This window comes from Streptomyces sp. NBC_00249, from assembly GCF_026342355.1.
Classification (GTDB): Bacteria; Actinomycetota; Actinomycetes; order Streptomycetales; family Streptomycetaceae; genus Streptomyces.
This window is the reverse complement of sequence record NZ_JAPEMV010000004.1, coordinates 539,858-565,667: the sequence shown is the minus strand read 5'-3', so window position 1 is coordinate 565,667 and position 25,810 is coordinate 539,858. Positions and strand designations below refer to the sequence as shown.

Genomic DNA, 25,810 nt, shown 5'->3' with positions numbered 1-25,810 from the left:
TAGGCTGATCGCATGTCGGCCACCCGCTTCACCTATCTCGGTCCCGAGGGCACCTTCACCGAAGCCGCCCTCCGCACGCTGCCGGAAGCCGCCACCCGGGAGCTGGTCCCGATGGTGTCGGTACCGGCCGCCCTGGACGCCGTACGCAGCGGCGATGCCGCGGCCGCTCTGGTGCCGATCGAGAACTCGGTGGAGGGCGGGGTCACCGCCACCCTCGACGAGCTGGCCTCCGGCGAGCCGCTGATGATCTACCGCGAGGTGCTGCTGCCGATCGCGTTCGCGCTGCTGGTGCGGCCCGGGACCAAGCTGTCGGACATCAAGACGGTCACCGGGCACCCGGTGGCCCAGCCGCAGGTGCGCAACTGGCTGCGGACGCACCTGCCCGACGCGGTGTGGGAGTCGGCCGCCTCCAACGCCGACGGGGCCCGGCTGGTCCAGGAGGGCCGCTTCGACGCCGCCTTCGCGGGAGAGTTCGCCGCCGCGACGTACGGGCTGGAGGCGCTGGTCACCGAGATCCACGACGCCCAGAACGCCGAGACCCGGTTCGTACTCGTCGGGCGGCCCGCTCGGCCGGCCGCTCCCACCGGCGCCGACAAGACCTCCGTCGTGCTGTGGCTGGGCGACGACCACCCCGGTGCGCTGCTGGAGCTGCTCCAGGAGTTCGCCGTGCGCGGGGTGAACCTGATGCTGATCCAGTCCCGCCCGACGGGCGAGGGCATCGGCAACTACTGCTTCGCCGTCGACGCCGAGGGCCACATCTCCGACCGCCGGGTGAGCGAGGCCCTGATGGGTCTGCGGCGTACCTGCCCCCAGATCCGCTTCCTCGGTTCCTACCCGCGCGCCGGGGTCGCTCTGAGTGAGGTACGGGCCGCACGGGCCGGGACCTCCGACGACGACTTCACCGAGGCCTCCGACTGGCTGACGCGCTGCCTCGACGGTCGCGCGTAGGAGCTCGTCCACTGTCCACAGAGTTATCCACAGGCTGAGATGAAGACCTGGGGACAAGTCGACAGAGTGATACGACAAGGTCGACATATCGGCCGGGCGGCTCAGGTTTCGCGCTGGGGAGCGGTAGGTGAACGGCGTCACCCCGGTATCACGGATCAACTCTTTGGAGCGAGTCATTCCCACCCGAATGAGTGTGTGAGGGCGGTTTGAACCCTGATCGGCCGCGACCGCTCCCCGATCCCTATTGATCTAATTCGGTGTCCACAGATCCCGCACACAGCCTGTGGATAAGCCGCTCCCGGGGGTAATTCCTGTGGACAAGCAAGCCCCTCCGACGCTGCTCAGGCCCCGGCCGCCGCTCGATGCCGTGCCCCTTTTCGGAGAATCAGCCCGCTTTTATCGACCCCCTGGCAGCGGCCCCGCCCGACCACCGGACAAGAGATTTGCATTCATCCCAATTGGGACAAAGTGACACGCAGCGTGATATCGATGTGATCCCAGGAAGCCCAGCCCGGTAGCCTGGAGGGGTGATTGACCTTCGGCTGCTCCGTGAAGACCCTGACCGTGTCCGCGCCTCGCAGCGCGCCCGTGGAGAGGACGTCGGCCTCGTCGACGCGCTCCTCTCCGCCGACGAGCGCCGTAGGTCCTCCGGCATGCGATTCGACGAACTGCGCAACGAGCAGAAGACGCTCGGCAAGCTCATCCCCAAGGCCTCTCCGGAGGAGCGGGCAGAGCTGCTGACCAAGGCCGAACAGCTCAAGCAGGACGTCAAGGCCGCCGAGGCCGAGCAGAACGAGGCCGACGAAGCCGCGAAGAAGCTCCTGCTCCAGCTCGGCAACATCGTCCACGAGGACGTCCCGGTCGGCGGCGAGGAGGACTTCACCGTCCTGGAGACGCACGGCACGATCCGTGACTTCGCCGCCGAGGGCTTCGAGGCCAAGGACCACCTGGAACTCGGCGAGTCCCTCGGCGCCATCGACGTCGAGCGCGGCGCCAAGGTGTCGGGCTCGCGCTTCTACTACCTCACCGGCGTCGGCGCCCTGCTGGAGCTGGCCCTGGTCAACGCGGCGATCGCGCAGGCCACCGAGGCCGGCTTCATCCCGATGCTGACCCCCGCGCTGGTCCGCCCGCGCGCCATGGAGGGCACCGGCTTCCTCGGCCAGGCCGCGGAGAACGTGTACCACCTGGAGAAGGACGACTACTACCTCGTCGGCACCTCCGAGGTCCCCCTCGCGGCGTACCACATGGACGAGATCATCGACGTCGACAAGCTGCCGCTGCGGTACGCCGGCTTCTCGCCGTGCTTCCGCCGCGAGGCGGGTACGTACGGCAAGGACACCCGCGGCATCTTCCGCGTCCACCAGTTCGACAAGGTCGAGATGTTCTCGTACGTCGCACCGGAGGACGCCGAGGCCGAGCACCAGCGGCTCCTGGAATGGGAGAAGCAGTGGCTGACCAGCCTGGAGCTGCCCTTCCAGGTCATCGACGTCGCCACGGGTGACCTGGGCTCCTCCGCCTCGCGCAAGTTCGACTGCGAGGCGTGGATCCCGACCCAGGGCAAGTACCGCGAGCTGACCTCCGCCTCGAACTGCAACGGCTTCCAGGCCCGCCGGCTGTCGATCCGCTACCGCGACGGCAAGAAGACCGCGCCGCTGTCGACGCTGAACGGCACGCTGTGCGCCGTCCCGCGCACCATCGTCGCGATCCTGGAGAACCACCAGCAGGCCGACGGCTCGGTGCGGGTGCCCGCGGTCCTCCGTCCGTACCTGGGCGGTCGCGAGGTCCTGGAGCCGATCACCAAGTGAGCCCGGCCCCCTTCCCGTACAAGCTCGTCGCGACGGACCTCGACGGCACGCTGCTGCGTGACGACGACACCGTCTCGGAGCGCACCCGTGAAGCACTCGCCGCGGCCACCGCGGCGGGTGCGGCACACATCGTCGTCACCGGCCGGGCCGTGCCCTGGACCCGGCACGTGCTGGACGATCTCGGCTACAAGGGGATCGCCGTGTGCGGGCAGGGTGCTCAGGTCTACGACGCGGGAGCGCACCGGCTGCTGACCTCGGTGACCCTGGACCGGCAGCTGGCCGGTCTGGCACTGTCGAAGATAGAGGCCGAGGTGGGTCCGCTGGCGCTGGCCGCCAGTCGCGACGGGGTGGACGGCGAAGTGCTGTTCGGCCCGGGCTACCAGGTGCAGGAGGGCCTTCCGGCGCTCTATCTGGAGGACACCGCGGCGGTGTGGACCGCTCCGCTGAACAAGCTGTACATCCAACACCCGGGGATGGGCGAGGACGAGCTCGTCAAGGTGGCCCGGGAGACCGTCGGCAGCCTGGTCGACATCGTGATGGCCGGCCCGGGCATCGTGGAGATCCTGCCGCTGGGCCTGAGCAAGGCCACGGGCCTGTCGCTGGCCGCACGGCGGCTGGGCGTGAAGGCGGCGGAGACGATCGCCTTCGGAGACATGCCCAACGACATCCCGATGTTCGGCTGGTCCGCACACGGTGTCGCGATGGCCAACGCCCACCCGGAGCTGAAGGCGGTGGCCGACGAGGTGACGACCTCCAACCAGGAGGACGGCATCGCGGTGGTGCTGGAGCGCCTGCTGGGCGCCGCGTAGCCCACAGGCCACGACGTACGAGAGGTCCGGGACAGCCCGCGCCGCGAGGCGCGCTCGAAGTGGCTGTCCCGGACCTTTTGTTGCTCCCCGCACGTCTCACTCTGCCCCGGCCGCACGGCCCGTACCAGCGAATTTCCCCGGTCAGCCGTGGATCCGGCGGCGCCGCCAGTAGGCGACGGTGACGATCCCGAGCAGCGGGCCCCACAGGACCAGCGGGGCGTAGCACGCCGTCATCAGCCACCAGTAGCCACCGGCCGGTGAGCCCGGCGCCGACATGTTGGTGGACCAGTTGAAGGCGCTGAGCACCGTGACCAGGGTGACCGCGACGGCACCGAGGGCGGCGGGCACGGCGGCGGCGAGGGGCGGGATCCGGCGGCCCCGCAGCCAGGGGATCCAGTTCGGCACCACTTCGCCCCAGCGCTGCACGAGGCCGAGGGTGAGCAGGCCGAGGCCTTCGGCGAAGGCGCTCAGGGCCACCAGGGCGAAGGACCACACGCCGGGGAAGAGCTCGGCCTCCAGCCCGCTGCCGGCTCCCCAGCCGACGGGTATGCCGACCGCGATCACGATTCGCCACAGGCCGCTGGGAAGCAGGGTGAGGGCGGCAGCGTGCGCCGCCCAGCGGATCGGGCGGCTGACGACGGGGCCGCTGGTCACGGCCGGGGTGTGGGTCACGGGGTGGGCTGCGGTGAGTGTGCTCATGGTCCAAGTCCTTTTCGGGAGGCGGCGGGTGATGCCTCAAGCCTGGTCGGGCGGGCCCCGCGGAACCATCCGCCGATCGGCAGGCCCGTGGGCGGCAGGCGCGGGCGGTATCTGCCGAACGGCAGATGTTCCGGGGCGGGGCCGGCTCGTAGGGTCGGTACGTGACCTGGAAGCCGAGTGCCTTCTACGCCCCTGCCCTGACCGTCGCGGGCCTGCTGTCCCTGGCCGGTACGGCCGTGGGCGTGCCCGAGACCTGGACGCTGGCCTGGATGGCGGTCCTGCTGCCGCTGCTGGCCCTGGTGGCCCGCTGGTCCCCGGTCCGGTCCGGTGCGCTCGCGGGCGCGCTGGGCCTGATGGCGGTCACCGTGTGGCCGGTCCCGCTGATCTGGGCGGACGGGTCGTGGCTGGAGGTCTGCGGGGCGGCGGCCTTCTGGGCCCTGCCCGCCCTCGGCGCCCTGGCCGCGGGCGCGCACCTGCGCCGCCAGGCGGGCCGGGTGCGGCACGCCGTACGGGAGGCGCGGCGCGACCAGCAGCTCGAACTGGCCCGCGACCTGCACGACTTCGTGGCGCACGACGTGAGCGCGATCGTGGTCCAGGCCCAGGCGGCGCGGTTCGTGGCCGCACAGGATCCGCAGCAGGCGGTCCGCGCGCTGGAGCGGATCGAGGCTGCCGGGCTGAGCGCGCTGGAGTCGATGGACCGGACCGTCCACGCGCTCCAGGAGGCCGCGGGCGGGCCGGCCGCGCCCGTCCCGGGTCTGGCGCGGCTGGCGGAGCTGGTGGACCGGTTCGAGGGCGGGACGCTGGACGCCGACCCGCAGGCCCTGGGGGAGCTCTCGCGGGAGGCGGACACCACCGCGTACCGGGTGGCGGTGGAGGCCTTGACCAACGTACGGCGGCACGCGCCCGGGTCGGCCGTGGTCCGGGTCGCCCTGCGCAGGGCCAGGGGCGGCATAGAGCTCAGCGTGGCCAACTCCCCGGCCCCGCGCGGCGGGAGCGGGCTCCTCGCCCGCAGACGGCGGAGCGGGACCGGGCTCGCGGGCCTGCGCGGCCGGGTGGAGGCGGCGGGCGGAACGCTGGAGGCGGGAGCGGGCGCGGACGGCGGTTGGCGGGTTCGCGCGGTCTTCCCGGCGCGGGAGCGGGCTCTGGGGTGATCATTGCGGCGTGACCACACGCATCCTGATAGCCGACGACCAGGCGGACATCCGCAGCGGGTTCCGGCTGATCCTCGATTCCCAGCCGGACATGACCGTGGTGGGTGAGGCCGCGGACGGGGAGAGCGCGGTGACCCTGGCCCGCGAGCTGCGCCCGGACCTGGTGCTGACGGACATCCGCATGCCCCGCCTGGACGGGCTGGAGGTGACCCGGCTGCTGTCCCCGCAGACCCGGGTCGTGGTGGTGACGACCTTCGACCTGGACGAGTACGTGCACACCGCGCTGCGGGCCGGAGCCTGCGGTTTCCTGCTGAAGCGTTCCGGTCCGGCGTTGCTGATCGAGGGCGTCCGGGCGGCCATGGCGGGGGACACGCTGATCAGTCCGCAGATCACGGTGCGGCTGCTGAGCCGGCTCTCGGGACCGGAGGTGAAGGCCCCCTCGACGGCCGCGCAGGTGCTGACCGGGCGGGAGCTGGAGATCGTCCGGCTGGTGGCCCGGGGGCGGACGAACGCGGAGATCGGGGCGGAGCTGTTCATCAGCGCCGGGACGGCCAAGACGCACGTCGCCAACGTGCAGGCCAAGCTCGGGGCCCGCAACCGGGTGGGGATCGCGGCGTGGGCCTGGGAGCACGGAGTGGTGGGACCGGAGTAGGGGTCGGCGGGATTCTGGCTCGTGTTTCACGTGAAACATCGGCGTTCACGTGAAACATCGGCCCGGACGCGGCCCTCTCACGGAATCCGGCTCATGTTTCACGTGAAACATCAGGCGACGGAGCGTCCGGGTGGGGCTCGCGGTGCAGGGTCAGCGGCCAGGCGAGCAGTCCCACCGCGAGCGAGATGGCGTGGCCGAGGTCGGTGAAGGTGCCGTCGGTGAGCAGCGGGATCCCGAAGAAGGCGACGGCTCCCGCCAGATAGAGCCATCTCCAGGGGCCGGGAAGACGGTAGGTCAGTACCCCGACCGAGGCCGCGAGGCCGTAGCTGACGCCGATGTCGACGACGTGCGTCATGCTGTGCGGCGCGCGGTGGTCCTGGATGGCCGTCAGGAGGACCTTCTGGCTGGCGAGGGTGGCGACGACATGGGCGGTCGCGACGATCAGGAACCAGCGCAGGGTGCCGAGCCAGCGTTCGACGGGGGCGTGGAAGAGCTCGAAGAGCACGGCGTAGAGCGCCAGCGAGGAAGGGTTCTCGATCCAGAAGGCGCTGCTGAGCAGGGCCCGTACCGGGTATTTGACGAGCTGGTGGATATTGCTGCTGTTGCGGTGGAGCAGTACGTGCTCGACCCGGTCGGGGGCGATCACGACGACCAGGCTGGTGACGGCGATGATCAGGAGCCAGATGTGCGTGCCGGGCGAGGTGCGTATCCAGGACCGCAGCGGCCTGGACGGCTCCGGCTCGGTGTGCTCGATCATGCACCGATGATCCCGCGCGAACCTGTGCCCCGCCTGGCCGGTGGGCCGGGCGGGGCACGGGTTCGTATGCCGGGTGACGGAGGGTCTACTCCTCGCCGGCCAGGGTGAGGCGGCGCAGCTTCTGGCCCGCGTAGGCGGTGGCGCCGATGGTGACCGCGAGGAGCAGGACCACCGCGGTGGGCAGGCCCACGCTGGCGTCGACGTATCCCTGGCCCGCGACCTTCTCGGCCAGCGACAGGGCCCACTGCTGGACGCTGAGGGTCTTGGCGCCGGAGACCAGGCTGCCGAAGAGGGACTCCCAGATCAGGGCGTAGACCAGGCCGAAGACCACCGCGTGTCGGCTGACGGTGCCCAGCAGCAGGAACAGCGCGCTGTAGGCGATCGAGGCGACGAGCGCGGCGACGGTGTAGGCCACGGCGATCTGCTGGCCGTTGCCGTTGAGGATGAAGCCCGCGATCAGGGTGGGGATCGCGGAGAAGGCCATCGTGACGGCGATCGCGACGATCAGCTTGGTCAGGATGATCGTGGGCCGCTTCACCGGCTTGGACAGTAGGTAGACGATCGAGCCGTCGTCGATCTCGGGGCCGATGGCTCCGGTACCGGCGATGACGCCGATCAGCGGGACCATCGTCGCGAGCGCGAAACCGCCGAGGAGGTCGGCGGCCACCTTGTCGTCCACGCCGGTGAACAAGCGGACGGCGAAGGAGATGACGATCAGCAGGGCGGGCAGCGCGAAGAGGATCGCGGCGCGGCGGCGGCCGAGCAGGGCCCGGTAGGTGAGCCGGGCGACGGTGGGGTTGTACATGGGTGCCAGCTCCTTCAGGCCGCGACGAGGTAGGAGAAGACCGACTCGAGGGACTCGTCGGAGGGCGAGACCGTCAGCAGCCGGATGCCGTGCGCGCGGGCGACCCGTGGCAGCAGCTCGGTGAAGCGTCCGAAGTCGACGGCCTGGATGCGCAGGGCGCCTTCCTTCAGGTCGACCTCGATGCCGGCCGTGGACGGGTCGGCGATCAGGGCCGCGGCGAGGGCCCGGTCGTCGGAGGAGCGGACGAGGTAGCGGTGGGGGCGGTCCGTCATCAGGCGGCGGATCCTGCGGAAGTCCCCGGAGGCCGCGTGCCGGCCGGCGACGACCACCTCGATGTGGGAGGCGAGCTGCTCGACCTCCTCCAGGATGTGGGAGGAGAACAGGACGGTGCGGCCTTCGCCGCCCATGCGCCGCAGCAGCTCCATGAGCTGCATGCGCTGACGCGGGTCCATGCCGTTGAACGGCTCGTCGAGGAGCAGCACGGAGGGCTCGTGGACGAGCGCGGAGGCCATCTTCACGCGCTGGCGCATGCCCTTGGAGTACGTGGAGATCTTGCGGTCCTGGGCGTACTCCATCTCGACGGTGGCGAGCGCCCGCTGCGCCGCCGCGTCGTCGAGTCCGTGCAGTTCGGCGTTGGCGACGACGAACTCCCGGCCGGTGAGGAAGTCGTACATCGCCTCGCGCTCGGGCACGACGCCGATCTGCTTGTACACCTGCTCGTTGCGCCAGATCGGGGAGCCGTCGAGGGTGACGGTGCCCGTGGAGGGGGCGAGGAAGCCGCCCATCATGTTGATGAGGGTGGACTTCCCCGCGCCGTTGGGGCCGAGGAGTCCGGTGACTCCGGGGCCGATGCGCATGGTCACGTCGTTGACGGCGACGACGTTCCCGAACCAGCGGGAGGTGTGGTCGATGTCGATGATTGTCACAGCCCGGCCTTCCGGTAGCGGGCCATCAGGGCGGCGTAGGAGCCGACGATGAGGGCGAGGACGACGAGCAGGTAGACGGCACCGATGGCGGCCGTGGGGCCTTCGCCGCCGGGGAAGGCGGAGGTGGCGCCGAGGAAGGCGGTCTGCACGCCGTCGATCAGGGTGATCGGGGAGAACAGGCCCAGCCAGTCGATGGCACCGGTGTTCCCGGTGGAGTAGGCGACGGCCTGGACCGTGGAGACGGCGCCGTAGGGGATCAGCAGCAGGCCGATGACGGCGGCGACACCGAATCCGCGGCGCGGGGTGAGCGCGGCCATGACCAGGCCGAGGCCCGCGAACAGCAGCGACAGAAGAAGTACCGACACCAGTCCCTGCCCGAATCCCTTGGTCTGGTCACCGAAGTCGAACTTGGCCAGCAGCGAGCCGATCCACATGATCAGCAGCGGGGTGGCGGTGAGGATGAAGAGGGCCGAGGCCATGGCGGCGAACTTGGCCACGACGTAGTCGACGCGCTCGATGGGCCGCGAGAAGTACAGCGGCACGGTCTTGAAGCGCAGGTCCCGGGAGACCGACTGCGGCGCCTGGGAGGCGAGGTAGAGGCCGATGACCACCTGGGTGGTGAGGGCGTACGTCGTGTACTTGATCGGCAGTTCGGTGGATCCGGGGACGGCGATGGCCACCGCGACGAGGATCAGCGCGGGGACGCACATCACCGCGAAGAGGATCATCGGCAGGACCTTGGACTTGGCCGAGCGGCCCAGTCCGTACGCGCCGCGCAGGGACTGCGAGAACAGCGACTTGCGGGCGTAGGCGCGGCCGAGCCGGGGGCCGTCGTAGGACCGGTAACCGATGTTGTGGATCTGGGTCGAGGTGTCAGGCGCCATCGGAACCGGCTCCCTTCCGCTGGATGGACTGCGCGAGGGCCTGCTGCGCGAGGGCCTGCTGCGCGTGCTGGTCGTTGTCGCGGAAGACCTCCGCGATGTGGTGGCGGCGCTGCTCCATGCGGACCAGGCCGAGCCCGAGGTCGGCGACGGTGTCGCGGACCGTGTCGTACGTGTCCTCGCCCGAGGCCTCCACCAGGAGGATGTGGCCGGCTCCGGGCAGACCCTGCTCCTCGCCGGCGTGCAGGGTGATGCCCGCCGCGGTGAGCGCCCTGCGCAGGGCGGCGGTGCCGTCCGGGTGCGTGTCGGAGTCGGTGACCTCGACCGCGAGGGTGGCGGTGGTCTGGGTGAAGTCGCTGGTGGAGCTGGAGCGCAGCAGCTTGCCGCCGTCGACGACGACCACGTGGTCGCAGGTCCGCTCCAGCTCTCCGAGGAGGTGGGAGGTGACGAGGACGGAGATGCCGAAGTCGGTGTGGACCCGGCGGATCAGGCCGAGCATCTCGTCCCGGCCGACGGGGTCGAGGCCGTTGGTGGGCTCGTCGAGGAGGACCAGCTGCGGGTCGTGGACGAGCGCCTGGGCCAGCTTGACGCGCTGCTTCATGCCGGTGGAGTAGCCGCCGATGGGACGGTAGCGCTCCTCGTACAGTCCGACGTGCCGCAGGGTGTCGGCGGTCCGCTCACGGGCGGCGGTCGGCGGGAGCCCGGACATGCGCGCCATGTGCACGACGAACTCGGTGGCCGAGACGTCGGGCGGCAGGCAGTCGTGTTCGGGCATGTAGCCGACGCGCTCACGGATGGCGCTGCCATGCGTGGCGACGTCGAGTCCGAGTACGGCGGCGCGGCCCTCGGTGGCGGGGGACAGTCCTAGCAGGATCTTGATCAGCGTGGACTTGCCGGCTCCGTTGGCGCCCACGAGGCCGGTCACTCCGGGCCCGATGTCCAGGGAGAGCCGGTCGAGGGCGGTCACTCGGGGATACCGCTTGCTCAGGCTTTCGGTCGCGATGACAGTCACGCGTTCGACGTTAGTGCCGCGCGGCCCGCGGATCGTCAGACCTGGAGCGGGATCCCTTCTCAGCCTTGAGGACTACACACCCTGACGGAAGGCTGATGCCGGCAGGGACGGACCGGACATGTTTGTCCACAGGTCCGTGCACGGGCCTTGACGTGATCTCCGGTCATTGTCACATTCATCAGTGTCAAGTTACGGGCGCGTACGGCTACAGGGACGGACGGCTGGCATGGCTGGGGACACCAAGCAACGCACCGCGCACGGCTCCGGGCAGCTCGCCGGGCGGCTCTCCGCCGAGCTGCGCGGCTTCAGGGAGGTGCAGCGCCTCGCCTACGAGTGCGCCGAGACCGTGGCTGCCCAGCTGCGGCCCGGGGTGACCGAGCGGGAGGCGGCGCGGATGCAGCGCGACTGGCTGCGCGAGCGCGGGGTGCGGGACTGGTTCCACCTGCCCTTCGCCTGGTTCGGGGACCGCACCGCCTTCGCGAACTTCAAGATCCCCCTCCAGTTCTTCCCGACCAACCGGAAGCTGGAGCCGGGGATGCCGTTCATCCTCGACATGGCGCCCGTCCACCAGGGCTACGCGGCCGACATCGGCTACTCGGGCAGCCTCGGTCTCCATCCGGTACAGAACCGGTTGATGTCCGATCTGAAGCCGCACCGGGAGCTGATCCTGGAACAGGTGCGCGAGCGCCGCTCCCTGCGCGAGATCTACGAGAACGTCGAGCGGCTCATGACCCGCCAGGGATACGCGAACCGGCACCGGGCCTACCCCTTCGGGGTCATCGCGCACAAGATAGACCGGGTCAAGGAGCGCCGCTGGTCCCCGACCGCGTTCGGTTTCGGCACCCAGTCCCTCAAGGGCCTGGCCGCCGACGCCCTGCACGGGCACCGCGAGGGCTGGTCCCCGCTCTGGAGCCCGTACCACTTCTCCGACCATCCGCCGCAGCCCGGCCTGTGGGCGGTGGAGCCGCACCTGGGCTTCCGGGGCACCGGGGCGAAGTTCGAGGAGATCCTGGTCGTCACCGACTCCCGGGATCCCGAGGAGAGTGCGTTCTGGCTGGACGACGACCTGCCGCACGTGCGGCGCTGGGCTGAGGAGAAGGCGGCATGAGCGGGATGAGCGGTACGGCGGCACTGGCGGGCGCGCGCGAGCGCTGGGTGAGCACCGGCGGGATCGAGCTGTGCGTCGTCGAACTCGGTGAGGCGGACCGGCCGACCGTGGTCCTGGTGCACGGCTACCCGGACAGCAAGGAGGTCTGGTCGGAGGTCGCGGAGCGGCTCGCGGCCCGCTTCCACGTGGTGCTGTACGACGTACGGGGCCACGGCCGCTCCTCGGCTCCGGTCCCGCTGCGCGGCGGCTTCACCCTGGAGAAGCTGACCGACGACTTCCTGGCCGTCGTGGACGCCGTCAGCCCGGACCGTCCGGTGCACCTGGTGGGCCACGACTGGGGCTCCGTGCAGGGCTGGGAGTTCGCGACGGTGGCCCGTACCGAGGGCCGGATCGCCTCCTTCACCTCCATGTCGGGTCCTTCCCTGGACCACTTCGGGCACTGGATCAAGAAGCGGATGACGCGGCCCACCCCGCGCCGGGCCGCCCAGCTGCTGAACCAGGGCGCGAAGTCCTGGTACGTCTACATGCTGCACACCCCGGCGCTGCCGGAGCTGGCCTGGCGCGGGCCGCTCGGCAAGCGGTGGCCGAAGATCGTCCAGCGCGCGGAGAAGTTCCCCGACAGCTCCTACCCGACGGCCTCGCTGCCCGAGGACGCCGCACACGGCGCCTGGCTCTACCGCGACAACGTACGGCCCCGCATGCGCAGGCCGCGCACCGACGCGTACGCGCACGTACCGGTGCAGCTGATCGTCCCGACCGGGGACGGGTTCCTGTCCGAGGCGCTCTACGACGACACCGCACTGTGGGCGCCGGACCTGGTGCGGCGGACCCTGCCCGCCCGGCACTGGATCCCGCGGACCCGGCCGGACCAGGTGGCGGCGTGGATCGGCGAGTTCGTCACGGCGCGGGAGGAGCCGGCCGTGCGGGCTCCGGAGCAGAAGGCCCCGGGCAGGTACGCCGACCGCTTCGGCGGGCAGCTCGTCCTGGTCACCGGCGCCGCCAGCGGCATCGGCCGGGCCACCGCCTTCGCGTTCGCCGAGGCCGGGGCCCGGGTGGTGGCCGTGGACCGGGATGCCGAGGGCGCGGCGCGCACCGCGGAGATGGCCCGGCTCGTGGGCGCCCCCGAGGCCTGGGGCGAGTGCGTCGACGTCGGCGACGAGCAGGCGATGGAGAAGCTCGCGGAGAAGGTCGCCGCCGAGTACGGGATCGTGGACGTCCTCGTCAACAACGCCGGGATCGGCCTCTCCGGACCCTTCCTGGAGACCACCGCCGAGGACTGGAAGAAGGTCCTCGACGTCAACCTGTGGGGCGTCATCCACGGCTGCCGGATCTTCGGCAGGCAGATGGCCGAGCGCGGCCAGGGCGGCCACATCGTCAACACCGCCTCCGCCGCCGCCTACCTGCCCTCGAAGACCCTGCCCGCCTACAGCACCTCCAAGGCGGCCGTGCTGATGCTGAGCGAGTGCCTGCGCGCGGAGCTCGCCGCCAAGTCGATCGGCGTCTCGGCGATCTGCCCGGGCATCGTGAACACCAACATCACCGCCACCTCCCGGTTCGCCGGGGTGGACGCGGCGGAGGAGAAGCGCCGCCAGGAGCGTTCGTCGCGGCTGTACGGGCTGCGGAACTTCCCGCCGGAGAAGGTCGCGGACGCGATCCTGCTGGCCGTCGTGAAGAACCAGGCCGTGGTGCCCGTGACCCCCGAGTCCAAGGGCGCCCTGTGGATGTCCCGCTTCGCTCCGGGCGCGCTGCGGCGCTTCGCGAAGCTGGAGCCCAAACTGTGAGCGGGGCGGGCGCGGAGGGTGCGGGGCTCACCGCGGCCGGCGGCGGGGCGGGCGCGCCGGCCGGACCCGGCGCCCACCCGATCACCCCGCGCCGGGTGGCCTTCGACTGGACGTCCACCCCCCTGCACTGGATACCCGACGAACCCACCGCCACCCATGTGATCAACGTGCTGCACCTGCTGCTGCCCGCCGGGGAGCGGTGGTTCGTCAAGGTCTTCAAGGAAGCGCTGCCGCTGGTCACCGACCCCGCCCTGCGCACGGACGTCAAGGGGTTCATGGGCCAGGAGGCCACGCACAGCGTGCAGCACTTCTACGTCCTGGACCACCTCGCCGTACAGCGGCTGCCGACCGAGGCGTACACGAAGTACGTGGACTTCCTGTTCGAGAAGCTGCTGGGGGAGACCCCGCCGTTCGGGGCCCCGGTCGGTGCGCAGGAGTGGCTGCGCTTCCGGCTCTCCCTGATCGCCGCGATCGAGCAGTTCACGGCGGTCCTCGGGGACTGGGTGCTGCACGCCGAGGGCCTCGACCGGGCCGGTGCGGACGAGATCATGCTGGATCTGCTGCGCTGGCACGGCGCTGAGGAGGTGGAGCACCGCTCCGTCGCCTTCGACATGTACCAGCACTGCGGCGGCCCGGGCCCGCTGCGGTACGCGCGCCGCGTGGAGGGCATGGTCGTGGTGGCCCCGGTGCTGGCCTGGCTGTGGGTGTGGGGGGCGGCGTACCTCATACGCAACGACCCCCAACTGGCCGGGCGGCTGCGGTATTCGCTGCGCGAGCACAACCGTGCGGTGGCCAAGGGACTGCTGCCGACCTGGAGAGAGCTCGGCACGGCCATACCCCGCTACTTCCGGCGGTCGTACCATCCCTCGCAGGAGGGCTCGCTGCGCAAGGCGGTCGAGTACCTGGCGGCGTCTCCTGCCGCACGGACCGCGGCGGGCGCGGTCGGCCGAGCCGCCATGTCGTAGGGAGCCGGGATTGTCCGATCAGGCGGTAGCCGAGTACCGGATCGAGGATCTGGCCCACCACAGCGGAGCGACGGTACGCACGATCCGGGCGTACCAGGACCGCGGTCTGCTGCCGAAGCCGGAGCGCCGGGGCCGGTCCAACGTCTACCGGGACACGCATCTGGCGCGGCTGCGGCAGATCGCGGACCTGCTCGACCGCGGCTACACCCTGGCCTCCATCAAGGAGCTGCTGGAGGCCTGGGACGCGGGGCGCGGGCTGGGCGGCGTACTGGGCCTGGTCGCAGAGGTGCACGGGCCGTGGACCGACGAGGAGGCGGCCCGGATCAGCCGGGCCGACCTCAACGAGCGGTTCGGCGGCCGGCCCGACGACGACGCGGTGGGCGAGGCCTGCGAGCTGGGGGTGCTGGAGCGGATCCCGGGCCGCCCGGACGAGTTCCTGGTGCCCTCTCCGCAGGAGCTGGCGGTCGCGGCCGAGCTGTACGAGGCCGGGGTGCCGCTGGCGGCGATCACCGGGCACCTGCGCGAGCTGCGCGGCCAGGTGGAGCACATCGCCTCGCGCTTCCTGGAGTTCACCACCGAGCACGTCTTCGCCCGCTATCTCGGGCAGGTTCCGCCCACGGACGCGGACGCCGCCGAGGCAGCGACGATGGTCCGCAGGCTGCGGCCCCTGGCCCAGCAGACGGTGGACGCCGAGCTGGCGCGGGCCATGCGGCTGTTCGCGACCCGGCACCTCCAGCGGCACCTCGGCGCACCGGGTCCGGCTCAGCCCTCGGGACCCGCGTCCGTGGCGCTGCCGGCGGAGACGGTGCGGGCGGTGCAGGAGCTGGTGGGGCCCGACCATGTGGCGGAGTTCGTCCGGGCCGCGACGGAGCGGGAGCTCCAGGCCCGAACGATGAACGATCTGGCGCGCAGGGGCGGCCGATAGTGCTCGATCAGTAGTCCACAGGGCGAATCACATGCTTGTCGCCGAAACCCACCGAAACGGCTGTGGACAAGTGTGGTTTTCCTGTGGGCAACACGTGCCGATCCTCAGGCGACGACCTCGACGGCGGGGCCGGTGCGCGGTATATCGGCCACCGGAGCCTCGTCCTGCGCCGCGCCTTGCACCTGGATCTGGGTGGGGGTCTCGCTCAGGGTCTGGATCCGAATCCCGTCCTGGTTCCGGCCCGGGCACTCACGCCCGTAGAGCACGGTGGCGAGGACGAGTCCGAGCACCCCGCCGAGCAGCTGCGCCGCGACGAATCCGGGCAGCGACTGCGGGGCGATGCCGGTGAAGGAGTCGCTGAACGCGCGTCCGACGGTGCCCGCCGGGTTGGCGAAGGAGCCCGAGGAGGTGAACCAGATCGCGGCGGCGATGTACGCGGCGACCGCGGCCGGGATCAGCTTCGGCCGGCCGATGCGGCCGAAGCCCTGGATGACCAGGACCAGCCCGGCGGTGGCGACGATCTCCCCGATGAGCAGGTGGCCGCCGTCGCGGACCTGCGTGGACAGGGTCCCGGGCGCCCGCCCGAACATCGCCTCGGCGACTACGGCTCCGCCGATGGCCCCGACGGTCTGGGCCGCGGTGTAGGCGAGGGCCTCACGGCCTTCGAGCCCTTCACCGCCGCCCCGGCGGGCCCACCAGGCGGTGAGGGTGACGACGGGGTTGAGGTGCGCGCCGGACAGCGGCCCGAAGAGCGTGATGATCAGCCCGAGACCGATGGCCGAGGCGAGCGAGTTGGCGACGAGGGCGACACCGGTGTCGCGGCTGAGGGCCGAGGCCTGGATCCCGGAGCCGATCACCACCACGAGCAGGCTCGCGGTGCCGATCAGCTCGGCGGCCGCGCGCCGCAGCAGTGAAGCCTTATTTGTCATGTTTTCTCCCTCTGGACAGCAGTTCAGCGGAAAATGTATTCCGTATCTTGGAAGAGCGATAGAGGGAGTCCATACCGGGACAGCCGCGGAAAATCGCTGCCGCGGACCCGCCCGACCCGGCACGCTGGGGACATGGACGACAGACGCACCGTGAAGGTGTCCAAATACGTCTCGAAACACCTGCGGCATCAGCCGGAACGGATCGGACTGACGCTCGACCGACAGGGCTGGGTCGAGATCGACGCCCTGCTGCACGCCGCGGCGACCCACGGATTCCCCATCAGCCGAGCCGAGCTCGACCACGTGGTCGCGGCCAACGACAAGCAGCGCTTCGCTGTCGACGGGACCCGCATCAGGGCCAGCCAAGGCCACACCGTCGCGGTGGACCTGGACCTCCCGGAGGCCGAACCGCCCGCGTACCTCTACCACGGCACCGTCCCCGCGGCCCTGGACGCGATCCGCACCGAAGGCCTGCGCCCGATGGCCCGCCACCACGTACACCTCTCGCCCGACCGCGAGACGGCGACCCGGGTGGGTGCCCGAAGGGGCCGGCCGGTGGTCCTCGCCGTGGACGCCGGCGCGATGCACGAGGCCGGACACGTGTTCCGGATCAGCGCGAACGGGGTCTGGCTGGCGGAGTCCGTGCCACCGCGGTTCCTCCGCTTCCCGTAACGGGAAGCGGGCGGGGGTCGAGTGGGCATCGGGCGGGAAGCGGGCGCCACCCCGACGGAATTCACAGGGAGATTGTCAGATCATCCCCCTACCCTGTTCCTCACTCCGGGATCCGTGAGGGGGGGTACCTCGCGATCGCCGACCTACCCATGCGAGCAAGCGAGGTGACGCCTCATGACGTCCACGACCCCTTCCGAGTCCCCGGCACCGGCCACCGGTCAGACCGCCGGCCCGGCCGCCGTCAACAGCTTCCAGGTCGACCTGCGCGGCCTGGTCGACCTGCTCTCCCACCACCTCTACTCCAGTCCCCGCGTCTACGTCCGCGAGCTGCTGCAGAACGCCGTGGACGCCATCACCGCCCGGCACGCCCACGAGCCCGCCGCTCAGGTCCGCATCCGCCTGTCCGCCTCGGCCGGCAAGGTCACCATCGAGGACTCCGGCATCGGCCTGACCGCCGCCGAGGCCCACTCCCTCCTCGCCACCATCGGCCGCAGCTCCAAGCGGGGCTCCGCCCCGGGCGGTGACACCGCCGAGGAGATCCACGGCCTGGAGACCACCCGCCAGGAGTTCCTGGGCCAGTTCGGCATCGGCCTGCTCGCCTGCTTCGTCGTCGCCCGGCAGATCCGCGTCGTCACCCGCTCCGCCCGCGACCCCCGGGCCGCACCCGTGGAATGGCTCGCCACCGACGACGGCTCCTACACCGTCCGCGAACTCCCCCACGACGCCCGCCCGGAGCCCGGGACCACCGTCCACCTGGAGGCCCGGCCGGGTGCCGAGGAGTGGATGCTGCCCGCCAAGGTCGAGCAGCTCGCCCGCGACTACGGCTCCCTCCTCCCCTACGACATCACCTTCGACGGCGGCGAGGGTGACGAGCCGCGCCCCGTCACCGACCGGCCCGCCGTGTGGGACCGCTCCTACCCCACCCCGGCCGCCCGCCGCGTCGCGCTCGCCGGGCACTGTGCGCAGCTCTTCGGCTTCACCCCGCTCGACAGCATCGACCTCGACCTGCCCGTCGCCGGGGTGCGCGGCGTCGCGTACGTCCTGCCCGAGCCGACCAGCCCCGCCCACCGGGCCGGACACCGCGTCCACCTCAAGGGCATGCTGCTCACCGACCAGGCCGACAACCTGCTGCCCGACTGGGCGTTCTTCGTCCGTGTCGTCCTCGACACCGACACCCTGCGGCCCACCGCCTCCCGCGAGAACCTCTACGACGACGAGACCCTGGCCGCCGTACGCGAGGCCCTCGGCGCCCGCGTCCGGGCCTGGCTCGCCGAACTCGCCGCGAGCGAACCGGAGCGCCTGGCCGCCTTCCTGAGCGTCCACCACCTCGGTGTGAAGTCCCTGGCCCGGCACGACGCCGAACTGCTCGGCCTGATGCTGCCGTGGCTGCCGTTCGAGACGAGCGACGGCTCGATGAGCCTGGAGGAGTTCGCGGCCGCCCACACCGACATCCACTTCACGCGCACCGTCGAGGAGTTCCGCCAGATCGCCCCGATCGCGGCGGCCCACGGCCTCGGCGTCATCAACGCCGGCTACACCTACGACGCGGACCTGCTGGCCCTGCTGCCCTCCGTCCGGCCGGAGCTCAAGGTCACCGAACTGGACGCGGGAGCCGTCACCGAGCGCCTCGACCAGGTCCCCACCGGCGTCGAACTGGCCCTGGCCCCCTTCCTGTCCACGGCCCGCACCCGCCTGGAGCCGCAGAGCTGCGACGTGGTGCTGCGCGCCTTCCAGCCCGTCTCGGTCCCCGCGCTCTACCTCGACGACCGCCAGGCCCGCCAGGAACGGGACCGCACCGCCGCGCTCGACAACGCCGACTCCCTGTGGAGCGGCATCCTCGGCTCGCTGCGCGGCTCCGGCCCGCGCGCCCGCCTGGTGCTCAACCACAACAACCCGCTGATCCGGCGGATCGCGGGGCTGCCCGACCCGACGCTGACCGGCACCGCCGTCGAATCGCTGTACGGGCAGGCACTGCTGATGTCCCAGCGGCCGCTGCGCCCGGCCGACTCCACCCTGCTCAACCGGGCCTTCCTCGGGCTCCTGGAATGGGCGACCCACTCCGTCGAGGCCCAGGAGGACCAGAAGTGACGATGCTGACCCGTGAGGAGATCCAGCGCGGCCTGGTGGAGAACCGCCAGGCCCCGAACGGCGCCGCGCGCAACGCGCACGCCGAGGCCCTGGCCGGGGCGGCGGAGGTGAGCGGCGACAAGGCACTGTTCCGCGAGACGCTCGACAACCTGATCAACTCCTACCTCTACAGCGCCGAGTCCTCGAAGATGCTCGTGCCCTTCGCCCGGCTGCTCCAGGAGTACGACAAGGACCCCGGCGCCTTCTCCTCCTGGGACACCCACTCCCTGTTCTGGCAGTTCAAGTGGGTGGCCACGGCCATCAGCGACTCGCCCGAGGTACCGGTGGAGTCCGCCACCGGCTGGCTGGAGGAGATGGAGCGCCGCTACCGGATCGCGGGCTACAGCGAACGGCCCGTACGCGAGTCGGAGCTGTGGCTGGCCGACGCCATCGGCCAGGACGAACGCGCGGAGCGGGCCTTCACGCGCTGGCTCGCGGCCGACCGCGACGACATGAGCGACTGCGTGGCCTGCGAGCTCAACGGCCAGGGCCAGTACGCGGTGCTGCGCGGCGACGACGCCCAGGCCCTCGACATCTGGAAGCCGGTCCTCACCGGCGAGCGCACCTGCGCCGAGGAACCCCACCGGGTCCTCTCCACCTCACTGCTGCCCCTGCTGCGGCTCGGACGGACCGACGAGGCCCGCTCGAACCACCTGCGCGGCTACCGCCTGGTGCGCGGCAACGAGAGCCTGCTCCCCTCGGTCGGCAAGCACATCGAGTTCTGCGCGCTCACCGGGAACGAGTCCCGCGGCCTGGAGATCCTCGCCGAACACGCCGCCCACGTGGGCCCGCTCGCCAATGTCGACGACCAGCTGGCCTTCCACGGCGGGATCCTCGTCCTGCTGCGCCGGCTCCAGGAGCTGGGGCACGGGCACAGCCCCGCCGTCCCCTACGAGGGCACCCCCCGCACCGTCGCCGAACTGCACGAGCTGCTGTACGAGGGCGCCCTCGCCATCGCCCGCCGGTTCGACGCGCGCAACGGCACCACCCGCACCTCGGAACGCTTCCTCGCCCGCGTCGGACGGGCTCCGCTGGCCGGCGTACTGCCGCTCGGCGTGCGCAGCGCCGCGCTCCCGCACACGGCACAGGCCCCGGCTCCGTCCCCGGTCCAGGTCCGGATCGCGACGGCCGTACCGTCCGCCGAGCTGGCCGGACTCGTGGAGCAGGCCCGGCAGGCACGCGACACCGGCCGTCCGGCGGCCGACACCCTGTGGACCGAGGTGGCCGTACTGGCCTCCGGGCGGCCGGAGTCCGAGGTGCACCCGATCCTCGCGGCCGACATCGCCGACCACCAGGCCCTGACGGCGGCGCGGGCCGGCGCGCAGGACGCGGCGGAACTACTGACGGCCGTCCGTGACCGGTACCGGGCACTGGGGCAGGCGGAGCGCGCCGCGCTGGCGCAGCTGCGTCTGGCGACCGTGGCCGCCCAGGCCGGCGCCGAGCCGGGTGAGGTGCGGGAGCTGCTGGCCGCGGGGCTGCGCGCCGCCGAAGCCCTGGATCCGGCCGAACCGTTCCGGGGCCGCCGGATCGCGGTCGCGGAACTGTCGGCGATCCGTCTGGAGCCGTACCTGCGCTCGGTCGAGGCCGCGCGCGAGCACGACCAAGAGCACGGACACGATCACGGACACGACGCCGCGCACGGACACGGCGGCCACGGACACGGCGGCGGGGACGACCCGCACAGCCACCTGTGGCTGGAGGGCGAGCTCACCGCCTTCGTCGCTGCCTACGCGCCGACCCTGGCCGACGTGACCGCGGATGCCGAGGAGATGCTCGGCCGGGTGGCCCTCTCCCAGGGCGATCCCGAGCGCGCCCTTCCGCTGCTGGCGGCCTCCGCGGCCCGGTCGATCGAGGCGGGCCGGCCCTGGCACGCCGTCGACCCCCTCGTCCTGCGGGCCGGTGTGCTGATGTCTCTGGGCCGTCCCGAGGAGGCCGAGGAGGCGGCCCGGGCCGGGCTGGATCACTCGGCCGAGATCACCGACCCCGAGGAGCAGGGCGTCGTACGCCTCACCCTCGCCGACATCCTGCTGCGCCGGGGACAGGCCACGGCGGAAGCCGCCGAACACGCCCTGACGGCCACGCACTGGTTCGACCAGGCCGGTCTCGGCGCCGACGGCGGGGCGCAAGCCCGGCTGATGCTGGCCCGCGCCTACGCCCGGGACGGCCGTACCGCCGAGGCGGTGGAGGTGCTCCAGTCGGCGCTGCCCGACCTGCTGGAACACGGCGAGGGCCAGGCGGTGGCAGCACGCGAGTTCCTCGGCGACCTGCTGCGGGAGCTGCGTGAGACGCGGGCCGCCGCCGAGCAGTACTTGCAGGCGGCCGAGCTGGCGAAGGACTGGGAGGACCGTCGTCCGCAGGCGAGCCTCGCGCAGTCCGCGGCCGACTGCCTCTCCGACGCCGGCCTGGTCGAGGAAGCCGTAGCCGCCTACGAGCGGGCCCTCGAACTGCACCGGGAGACCGGGGAGGCCGTGATCGCCGAGGTCCGGATCCTGCGTTCGCTGGCCTGGCTGGGGCTGCGCCAGGGGGTCACCGAGCCGGCGGCCGCGGCGGCCAGGGCCCGGATGGACGACGCGGCCGGGGTGCTGGAGGCGGCCCTGGAGGCGGATCCGGAGGCTGCTGGGACGCCCGGGCTGCGGTCCGAACTGGCCCAGACCTGGCACCAGCTGGCCCAGGTCCTGGACCGGCTGGTCACCGCACAGGAGTCGGACGACGAGGACGACGATGAGGACGATGAGGACGAGAACGAGGGCCACGACGAGGGAGCGGACAGGAGTGCGGGCTCGCTGAGCGAGGCGGAGATCGAGGCGCTGCGGCTGGAGGAGATCCTCCTGTGGGAGCGGGCGGCCGCGCTCTACGCCGACCTCGGTCCGGAGCACCTCGAAAGCCGGTTCCAGTGCCTGAACAACGCCGCCTGGACCGACCAGGAACTGGGGCACCCGGAAACGGGGGCCGCCCGGATCTCGGCCCTGATCGAGGAGCTCAAGGCTCTGCCCGAGGGGACCGCCCCGGAGTGGATGCTGCCCGAGGCGGAGCGCGTCGTAGCGGGCCTGACGGCCTGACGTCGCCTCCTTGGCCCCCCTCCTCGGCCCCGCGGCGACGCGGGGCCGAGGAGGTACGCCGCTCCGGGCCTGGTGCTCAGCCCTGGAGCTGGGCCGGCGCCTCGAGGGCGATCCGCTCGAAGACGGCCTCGTCGGCGGCGAAGTCGGAGTCGGCGATCGGGGCGTGGATCACCAGCTCGGTGAAGCCCAGTTCCCGATGACGGCCCGCGAAGTCCACGAAGGCGTCCACGGATTCCAGCATCGTGCTGCGCTCCGGGGTGAAGCCCGTGAGCAGGACCCGCTCGATGCTCTCGGGTGCCCGGCCGATGTCCGACAGGGCCTTGTCGAGCTTGTCCATCTGACCCCGCAGGGCCTCCAGCGACTGCTCGGGCGTGCCCTCGAAGACCTTCGGGTCGCCCGCCGTCACCCAGGCCTGCCCGTGGCTCGCGGCGAGCTTCACCCCGCGCGGCCCGGTCGCCGCGACGGCGAAGGGCAGCCGGGGTCGCTGGACACAGCCGGGAATGTTGCGGGCCTCCTCGGCGGAGTAGAAGGTGCCGCGGTGGCTGACGGCGTGCTCGGTCAGCAGCCGGTCCAGCAGCGGTACGAACTCGGCGAAGCGGTCGGCCCGCTCGCGCGGGGTCCACTCCTCCTGGCCCAGCGCGGTCGCGTCGAAGCCGTTGCCGCCCGCGCCGATCCCGAGGGTGATGCGCCCGCCGGAGATGTCGTCCAGCGTCATCAGGTCCTTGGCCAGGGTCACCGGGTGCCGGAAGTTCGGCGAGGTGACCAGGGTGCCCAGCCGGAGCCGGTCGGTCACGGCCGCCGCGGCGGTCAGCGTGGGTACGGCTCCGTACCAGGGTCCGTCGCGGAAGGTCCGCCACGACAGGTGGTCGTAGGTGTAGGCGGTGTGGAACCCGAGCCGCTCGGCCCGCTGCCACTCGTCGCGGCCACCCTCGTGCCAGGGGCGGTACGGCAGGATCACAGTGCTCAGACGCAGACTCATGCGTTCGAGCCTACGGCGGCCCGGACGCCCACCGCACATCCCGCGCCCCGACGCCGCGCACCGCGTACCCACGTCCCGGGCGGGCGGTGCGTGTTTCACGTGAAACATGCACCGCCCGTCGACGTTTCACGTGAAACATCCGCACGATCATGGTCTGGCCGCCGCGACCCATGAGTGAAGATGGAGCTGTGACCTCGGCTCCCCAGCGCCCGGACGGGCCAACCCCCGTACCCCGGCTCATCGCCACCGATCTCGACGGCACCCTGCTGCGCGACGACAAATCCGTCTCGCCCCGCACGCTTGCCGCGCTCGCCGCCGCCGAGGAGGCCGGGATCGAGGTCTTCTTCGTCACCGGCCGGCCGGCCCGCTGGATGGACGTGGTCGCCGACCATGTGCACGGCCACGGTCTGGCGATCTGCGCGAACGGCGCCGCCGTCGTCGACCTCCACGCCGGACGGGAGTTCGTACAGGTCCGCGCCCTGCCCCGGACCACCGCGCTCACCGTCGTCGACGCCCTGCGGGCCGCCGCCCCGGGCACGTCCTTCGCCGTCGAGCGGACCACCGGCATCAACTACGAGCCGGCCTACCCGCCGTTCTTCCAGGACCCGGGTGCCACCGTCGCCACCGTCGAGAAGCTGCTCCACGAGGAGTTCGAGGACAGTGCCGCCCCGGTCCTGAAGCTCCTCGCCCACCACGCGGAACTGTCCCCGGACGCCTTCCTGACCCTGGCGCGGTCGGCTGCCGGCACGCACGCCGCGATCACGCGCTCCAGCCCGACCGCCCTGCTGGAGATCAGCGGGCTCGGCGTCTCCAAGGCCAGCACCCTGGCCCTGTGCTGTTCGGAACGCGGTATCTCCCCCGCCGAGGTGGTCGCCTTCGGTGACATGCCGAACGACATCGAGATGCTCAGCTGGGCCGGAACCTCGTACGCGATGGGCAACGCCCACCCGGACGTGATCGCGGCCGCGTCCGGCCGGACCGTCGCCAACAACGAGGACGGCGTGGCCGTCGTCATCGAGCGCATCCTCGCCGAACGCGCCGCGCACGCGTAGCGGGGCCGGAGCGGGGTCTAGAGCGGGGCCTCCCACACCAGGGTGGTCCCGCCACCGTCCTCCCCGATGCCCTGCCCGTACCAGCTCGAACCGCCCAGCGACTCGGCCCTGCGCCGCAGGTTCCGCAGCCCGCTGCGCCTGCCGCCCTCCGGGATGCCCACCCCGTCGTCGGCGACCTCCAGCCGTACCCCGGGCCGCCCGTCGGCCAGGGTGACGGTCGAGTCGAGCACCACCTCGATCCGCGAGGCCTCCGCGTGCCGGAAGGCGTTCGAGAGGGCCTCGCGCAGGGCGGCGATCAGGTTCTTGCCCACCAGCTCGCCGACGACCGTGTCGATCGGACCGAGGAAACGGTGCGCTGGCTTGAAGCCCAGGGGCACGGCCGCCATGTTGATCTCGCGCAGCACCCGGGTCCGCAACCCGGAAGGGGCCTCCGCCGGCCCCTGCTGGAGCGCGAAGATCGCGGTACGGATCTCCTGGATCGTCACGTCCAGCTCGTCCACGGCCTTGCCGACCCCGTCGCGGACCTCGGGGACGATGGACCGGCGCTGCGCGCCCTCCAGCATCATCCCGGTGGCGAACAGCCGCTGGATGACCAGGTCGTGCAGATCGCGGGCGATCCGGTCGCGGTCCTCGAAGACCGCGAGCCGCTCACGGTCCCGCTGCGCCTCGGCCATCATCAGCGCCAGCGCCGCCTGCGAGGCGAACTGCGTGGCCAGGGTCCGCTCCGACTCGCTGAAGGGCCGTTGGCCTAGGGCCCGGGGGGTGACGAGGGCGCCCAGCACCCGGCCACCGCTGTGCAGCGGCAGCATCATGCAGGGCCCGTACTGGCTGGTCAGCCTGCTGATCATGCGGGGATCGCTGGAGGCGTCCTCGACGAACACCGGTTCCCCCTCCAGCAGCCTCGCCACCACCGGGCTCTCGGCGGGGATGACCACCCCGAGCGAGGTGGCTGGGTTCTCGGCGGCGACGGCGACGATCTCCATGCCGCCCTCCTCGGCGGGCAGCATCACGATGCCGGCGGCGGAGTCGGCCAGCCGGCGGGCCTGCTCGGCCACCACGGCGAGGGCGTCGTCCGCGTCCCCGCCGGACAGCAGGGCGGTGGTCACGGCCACCGAGCCGTCGATCCAGCGCTCGCGCTGGGTGGCGGCCTCGTACAGCCGGGCGTTGCCGATGGCGATGCCCGCCTCGGTGGCCAGGACGCGGACCATGTGGACGTCGTAGTCGTTGAACTCGCCGCCGCCGTTCTTCTCGGCGAGGTAGAGGTTGCCGAAGATCTCCCCCTGCACCCGGATGGGAACGCCGAGGAAGGTCTTCATGGGCGGATGGTGCGCGGGGAAGCCCGCCGAGCGCGGGTCCTTCGTCAGATCGGCGAGGTGCACCGTGCCCGGATGGGAGATCAGCGCCCCGAGCAGGCCCCGCTTCCCGTCCGGCCGGTGCCCGATCTTCCGCGCCAGTTCGGCGCTCACGCCGAAGGTGACGAAGTCCGAGAGCCCCGGGCCTTCCGTGTCGACGACGCCGATCGCCGCGTAGCGGGCGTCCGCGAGCTCGGCGGCGGTCTCGCAGATGCGGTCGAGGGTGGAGTGCAGTTCAAGGCCGGTACCGACCGAGCGCATGGCCTCCAGGAGCTGCGGTACCCGAGCGGTCAGCTCGGTGGACAGCCCCTGCAGGCTCCGGGTGGCCTGGGTGGCGGCCTCCATGGGGTCCGGTGATTCCCGTGTCGGGTCCGGCGATTCCTGAGACTCCTGCACTGACATGCCCTTGAGCCTAG

The 25,810-nt window shown here is 71.7% G+C and carries 22 protein-coding genes; 13 read left to right on the top strand and 9 right to left on the bottom strand.

Translation table 11 applies throughout. The annotated features are described in order from the left end of the window. Nucleotides 1-12 precede the first annotated feature (12 nt). The 3 genes from pheA (at nucleotide 13) to OOK31_RS20920 (ending at nucleotide 3,562) form a co-directional block, all read left to right on the top strand. Nucleotides 13-948: a prephenate dehydratase gene (gene pheA / locus OOK31_RS20930; RefSeq protein ID WP_267088800.1), complete on the top strand. Its 936-nt coding sequence runs from the start codon at nucleotides 13-15 to the stop codon at nucleotides 946-948. Between the two features lie 527 nt (nucleotides 949-1,475). Next, on the top strand, nucleotides 1,476-2,753 hold the full coding sequence (serS, locus tag OOK31_RS20925; protein WP_267088799.1) for a serine--tRNA ligase: 1,278 nt from the start codon (nucleotides 1,476-1,478) through the stop codon (nucleotides 2,751-2,753). Then, on the top strand, nucleotides 2,750-3,562 hold the full coding sequence (locus tag OOK31_RS20920) for an HAD family hydrolase (protein WP_267088798.1): 813 nt from the start codon (nucleotides 2,750-2,752) through the stop codon (nucleotides 3,560-3,562). The genes serS and OOK31_RS20920 overlap by 4 nt, the downstream gene beginning before the upstream one ends. Before the next feature lie 141 nt (nucleotides 3,563-3,703). Here OOK31_RS20920 and OOK31_RS20915 read toward each other — a convergent pair whose 3' ends face one another. Continuing rightward, nucleotides 3,704-4,261 (bottom strand): hypothetical protein, encoded by a 558-nt coding sequence (locus OOK31_RS20915; protein WP_267088797.1) that lies wholly within the window; start codon nucleotides 4,259-4,261, stop codon nucleotides 3,704-3,706. A 161-nt stretch (nucleotides 4,262-4,422) separates the two neighbouring features. Between OOK31_RS20915 and OOK31_RS20910 the strand changes: the two genes are divergently transcribed. Together OOK31_RS20910 and OOK31_RS20905 are read left to right on the top strand one after the other, a co-directional pair. After that, the gene (locus OOK31_RS20910) at nucleotides 4,423-5,412 is read left to right on the top strand and encodes a sensor histidine kinase (RefSeq protein ID WP_267088796.1); all 990 of its coding nucleotides are present in this window, start codon (nucleotides 4,423-4,425) and stop codon (nucleotides 5,410-5,412) included. 10 nt (nucleotides 5,413-5,422) lie between these two features. Then, nucleotides 5,423-6,064, top strand: coding sequence for a response regulator transcription factor (locus tag OOK31_RS20905; RefSeq protein WP_267088795.1), 642 nt, complete (start codon nucleotides 5,423-5,425; stop codon nucleotides 6,062-6,064). Between the two features lie 91 nt (nucleotides 6,065-6,155). On the opposite strand, the gene OOK31_RS20900 is transcribed toward OOK31_RS20905, so the two are convergent. The 5 genes from OOK31_RS20900 to OOK31_RS20880 form a co-directional block, all read right to left on the bottom strand. Continuing rightward, nucleotides 6,156-6,821, bottom strand: a complete 666-nt coding sequence (locus OOK31_RS20900; protein WP_267088794.1) for a rhomboid-like protein — start codon at nucleotides 6,819-6,821, stop codon at nucleotides 6,156-6,158. 85 nt (nucleotides 6,822-6,906) lie between these two features. Then, nucleotides 6,907-7,626, bottom strand: a complete 720-nt coding sequence (locus tag OOK31_RS20895) for an ABC transporter permease (RefSeq protein ID WP_267088793.1) — start codon at nucleotides 7,624-7,626, stop codon at nucleotides 6,907-6,909. Nucleotides 7,627-7,640: 14 nt separating this feature from the next. Next, entirely contained in the window at nucleotides 7,641-8,552 is a 912-nt protein-coding gene (locus OOK31_RS20890; protein WP_267088792.1) for an ABC transporter ATP-binding protein, read from the bottom strand. Continuing rightward, on the bottom strand, nucleotides 8,549-9,436 hold the full coding sequence (locus tag OOK31_RS20885; protein ID WP_267088791.1) for an ABC transporter permease subunit: 888 nt from the start codon (nucleotides 9,434-9,436) through the stop codon (nucleotides 8,549-8,551). The genes OOK31_RS20890 and OOK31_RS20885 overlap by 4 nt, the downstream gene beginning before the upstream one ends. Then, nucleotides 9,426-10,445: an ABC transporter ATP-binding protein gene (locus OOK31_RS20880; protein ID WP_267088790.1), complete on the bottom strand. Its 1,020-nt coding sequence runs from the start codon at nucleotides 10,443-10,445 to the stop codon at nucleotides 9,426-9,428. Before OOK31_RS20880 ends, OOK31_RS20885 begins: the two co-directional genes overlap by 11 nt. 226 nt (nucleotides 10,446-10,671) lie before the next feature. On the opposite strand from OOK31_RS20880, the gene OOK31_RS20875 reads away from it, so the two are divergent. From OOK31_RS20875 to OOK31_RS20860, 4 genes are all read left to right on the top strand, one after another. Further along, on the top strand, nucleotides 10,672-11,553 hold the full coding sequence (locus tag OOK31_RS20875; protein WP_267088789.1) for a M24 family metallopeptidase: 882 nt from the start codon (nucleotides 10,672-10,674) through the stop codon (nucleotides 11,551-11,553). A 5-nt stretch (nucleotides 11,554-11,558) separates the two neighbouring features. Next, complete coding sequence (locus tag OOK31_RS20870; protein ID WP_267088954.1) at nucleotides 11,559-13,334, top strand: SDR family oxidoreductase; 1,776 nt, start codon at nucleotides 11,559-11,561, stop codon at nucleotides 13,332-13,334. An 80-nt stretch (nucleotides 13,335-13,414) separates the two neighbouring features. Beyond that, nucleotides 13,415-14,299, top strand: coding sequence for a metal-dependent hydrolase (locus OOK31_RS20865; RefSeq protein ID WP_267088953.1), 885 nt, complete (start codon nucleotides 13,415-13,417; stop codon nucleotides 14,297-14,299). A 10-nt stretch (nucleotides 14,300-14,309) separates the two neighbouring features. Then, nucleotides 14,310-15,224 carry a MerR family transcriptional regulator gene (locus tag OOK31_RS20860; protein ID WP_267088788.1) on the top strand — a complete coding sequence of 305 codons (915 nt, stop codon included), beginning with the start codon at nucleotides 14,310-14,312 and terminating at the stop codon, nucleotides 15,222-15,224. Between the two features lie 104 nt (nucleotides 15,225-15,328). On the opposite strand, the gene OOK31_RS20855 is transcribed toward OOK31_RS20860, so the two are convergent. Continuing rightward, the gene (locus tag OOK31_RS20855) at nucleotides 15,329-16,153 is read right to left on the bottom strand and encodes an aquaporin (protein WP_267088787.1); all 825 of its coding nucleotides are present in this window, start codon (nucleotides 16,151-16,153) and stop codon (nucleotides 15,329-15,331) included. Nucleotides 16,154-16,285: 132 nt separating this feature from the next. On the opposite strand from OOK31_RS20855, the gene OOK31_RS20850 reads away from it, so the two are divergent. From OOK31_RS20850 to OOK31_RS20840, 3 genes are all read left to right on the top strand, one after another. Continuing rightward, nucleotides 16,286-16,825, top strand: coding sequence for an RNA 2'-phosphotransferase (locus OOK31_RS20850; protein WP_267088786.1), 540 nt, complete (start codon nucleotides 16,286-16,288; stop codon nucleotides 16,823-16,825). A gap of 174 nt (nucleotides 16,826-16,999) precedes the next feature. Next, a complete protein-coding gene (locus OOK31_RS20845) occupies nucleotides 17,000-18,913 on the top strand; it encodes an HSP90 family protein (RefSeq protein WP_267088785.1) in 1,914 nt (637 codons plus the stop codon). Continuing rightward, nucleotides 18,910-22,011: a tetratricopeptide repeat protein gene (locus OOK31_RS20840; RefSeq protein WP_267088784.1), complete on the top strand. Its 3,102-nt coding sequence runs from the start codon at nucleotides 18,910-18,912 to the stop codon at nucleotides 22,009-22,011. The genes OOK31_RS20845 and OOK31_RS20840 overlap by 4 nt, the downstream gene beginning before the upstream one ends. Nucleotides 22,012-22,087: 76 nt before the next feature. Here the strand turns inward: OOK31_RS20840 and OOK31_RS20835 are convergent, their stop codons facing one another. Next, on the bottom strand, nucleotides 22,088-22,990 hold the full coding sequence (locus tag OOK31_RS20835; RefSeq protein ID WP_267088783.1) for an LLM class flavin-dependent oxidoreductase: 903 nt from the start codon (nucleotides 22,988-22,990) through the stop codon (nucleotides 22,088-22,090). Between the two features lie 170 nt (nucleotides 22,991-23,160). Between OOK31_RS20835 and OOK31_RS20830 the strand changes: the two genes are divergently transcribed. Further along, on the top strand, nucleotides 23,161-24,042 hold the full coding sequence (locus tag OOK31_RS20830) for a Cof-type HAD-IIB family hydrolase (protein WP_267088782.1): 882 nt from the start codon (nucleotides 23,161-23,163) through the stop codon (nucleotides 24,040-24,042). Between the two features lie 17 nt (nucleotides 24,043-24,059). Here the strand turns inward: OOK31_RS20830 and OOK31_RS20825 are convergent, their stop codons facing one another. Then, nucleotides 24,060-25,796, bottom strand: coding sequence for a GAF domain-containing sensor histidine kinase (locus tag OOK31_RS20825; protein ID WP_267088781.1), 1,737 nt, complete (start codon nucleotides 25,794-25,796; stop codon nucleotides 24,060-24,062). Between the last annotated feature and the right edge of the window lie 14 nt (nucleotides 25,797-25,810).

Bases quoted from the DNA above. Each gene is read 5' to 3' on its own strand.
- OOK31_RS20895 (WP_267088793.1), bottom strand. From the start codon at position 7,626: ATGTACAACCCCACCGTCGCCCGGCTCACCTACCGGGCCCTGCTCGGC.
- OOK31_RS20855 (WP_267088787.1), bottom strand. From the start codon at position 16,153: ATGACAAATAAGGCTTCACTGCTGCGGCGCGCGGCCGCCGAGCTGATC.
- OOK31_RS20885 (WP_267088791.1), bottom strand. From the start codon at position 9,436: ATGGCGCCTGACACCTCGACCCAGATCCACAACATCGGTTACCGGTCC.
- OOK31_RS20845 (WP_267088785.1), top strand. From the start codon at position 17,000: ATGACGTCCACGACCCCTTCCGAGTCCCCGGCACCGGCCACCGGTCAG.
- OOK31_RS20915 (WP_267088797.1), bottom strand. From the start codon at position 4,261: ATGAGCACACTCACCGCAGCCCACCCCGTGACCCACACCCCGGCCGTG.
- OOK31_RS20870 (WP_267088954.1), top strand. From the start codon at position 11,559: ATGAGCGGTACGGCGGCACTGGCGGGCGCGCGCGAGCGCTGGGTGAGC.
- pheA (WP_267088800.1), top strand. From the start codon at position 13: ATGTCGGCCACCCGCTTCACCTATCTCGGTCCCGAGGGCACCTTCACC.
- OOK31_RS20875 (WP_267088789.1), top strand. From the start codon at position 10,672: ATGGCTGGGGACACCAAGCAACGCACCGCGCACGGCTCCGGGCAGCTC.
- OOK31_RS20835 (WP_267088783.1), bottom strand. From the start codon at position 22,990: ATGAGTCTGCGTCTGAGCACTGTGATCCTGCCGTACCGCCCCTGGCAC.
- OOK31_RS20825 (WP_267088781.1), bottom strand. From the start codon at position 25,796: ATGTCAGTGCAGGAGTCTCAGGAATCGCCGGACCCGACACGGGAATCA.
- OOK31_RS20850 (WP_267088786.1), top strand. From the start codon at position 16,286: ATGGACGACAGACGCACCGTGAAGGTGTCCAAATACGTCTCGAAACAC.
- OOK31_RS20830 (WP_267088782.1), top strand. From the start codon at position 23,161: ATGAGTGAAGATGGAGCTGTGACCTCGGCTCCCCAGCGCCCGGACGGG.
- OOK31_RS20900 (WP_267088794.1), bottom strand. From the start codon at position 6,821: ATGATCGAGCACACCGAGCCGGAGCCGTCCAGGCCGCTGCGGTCCTGG.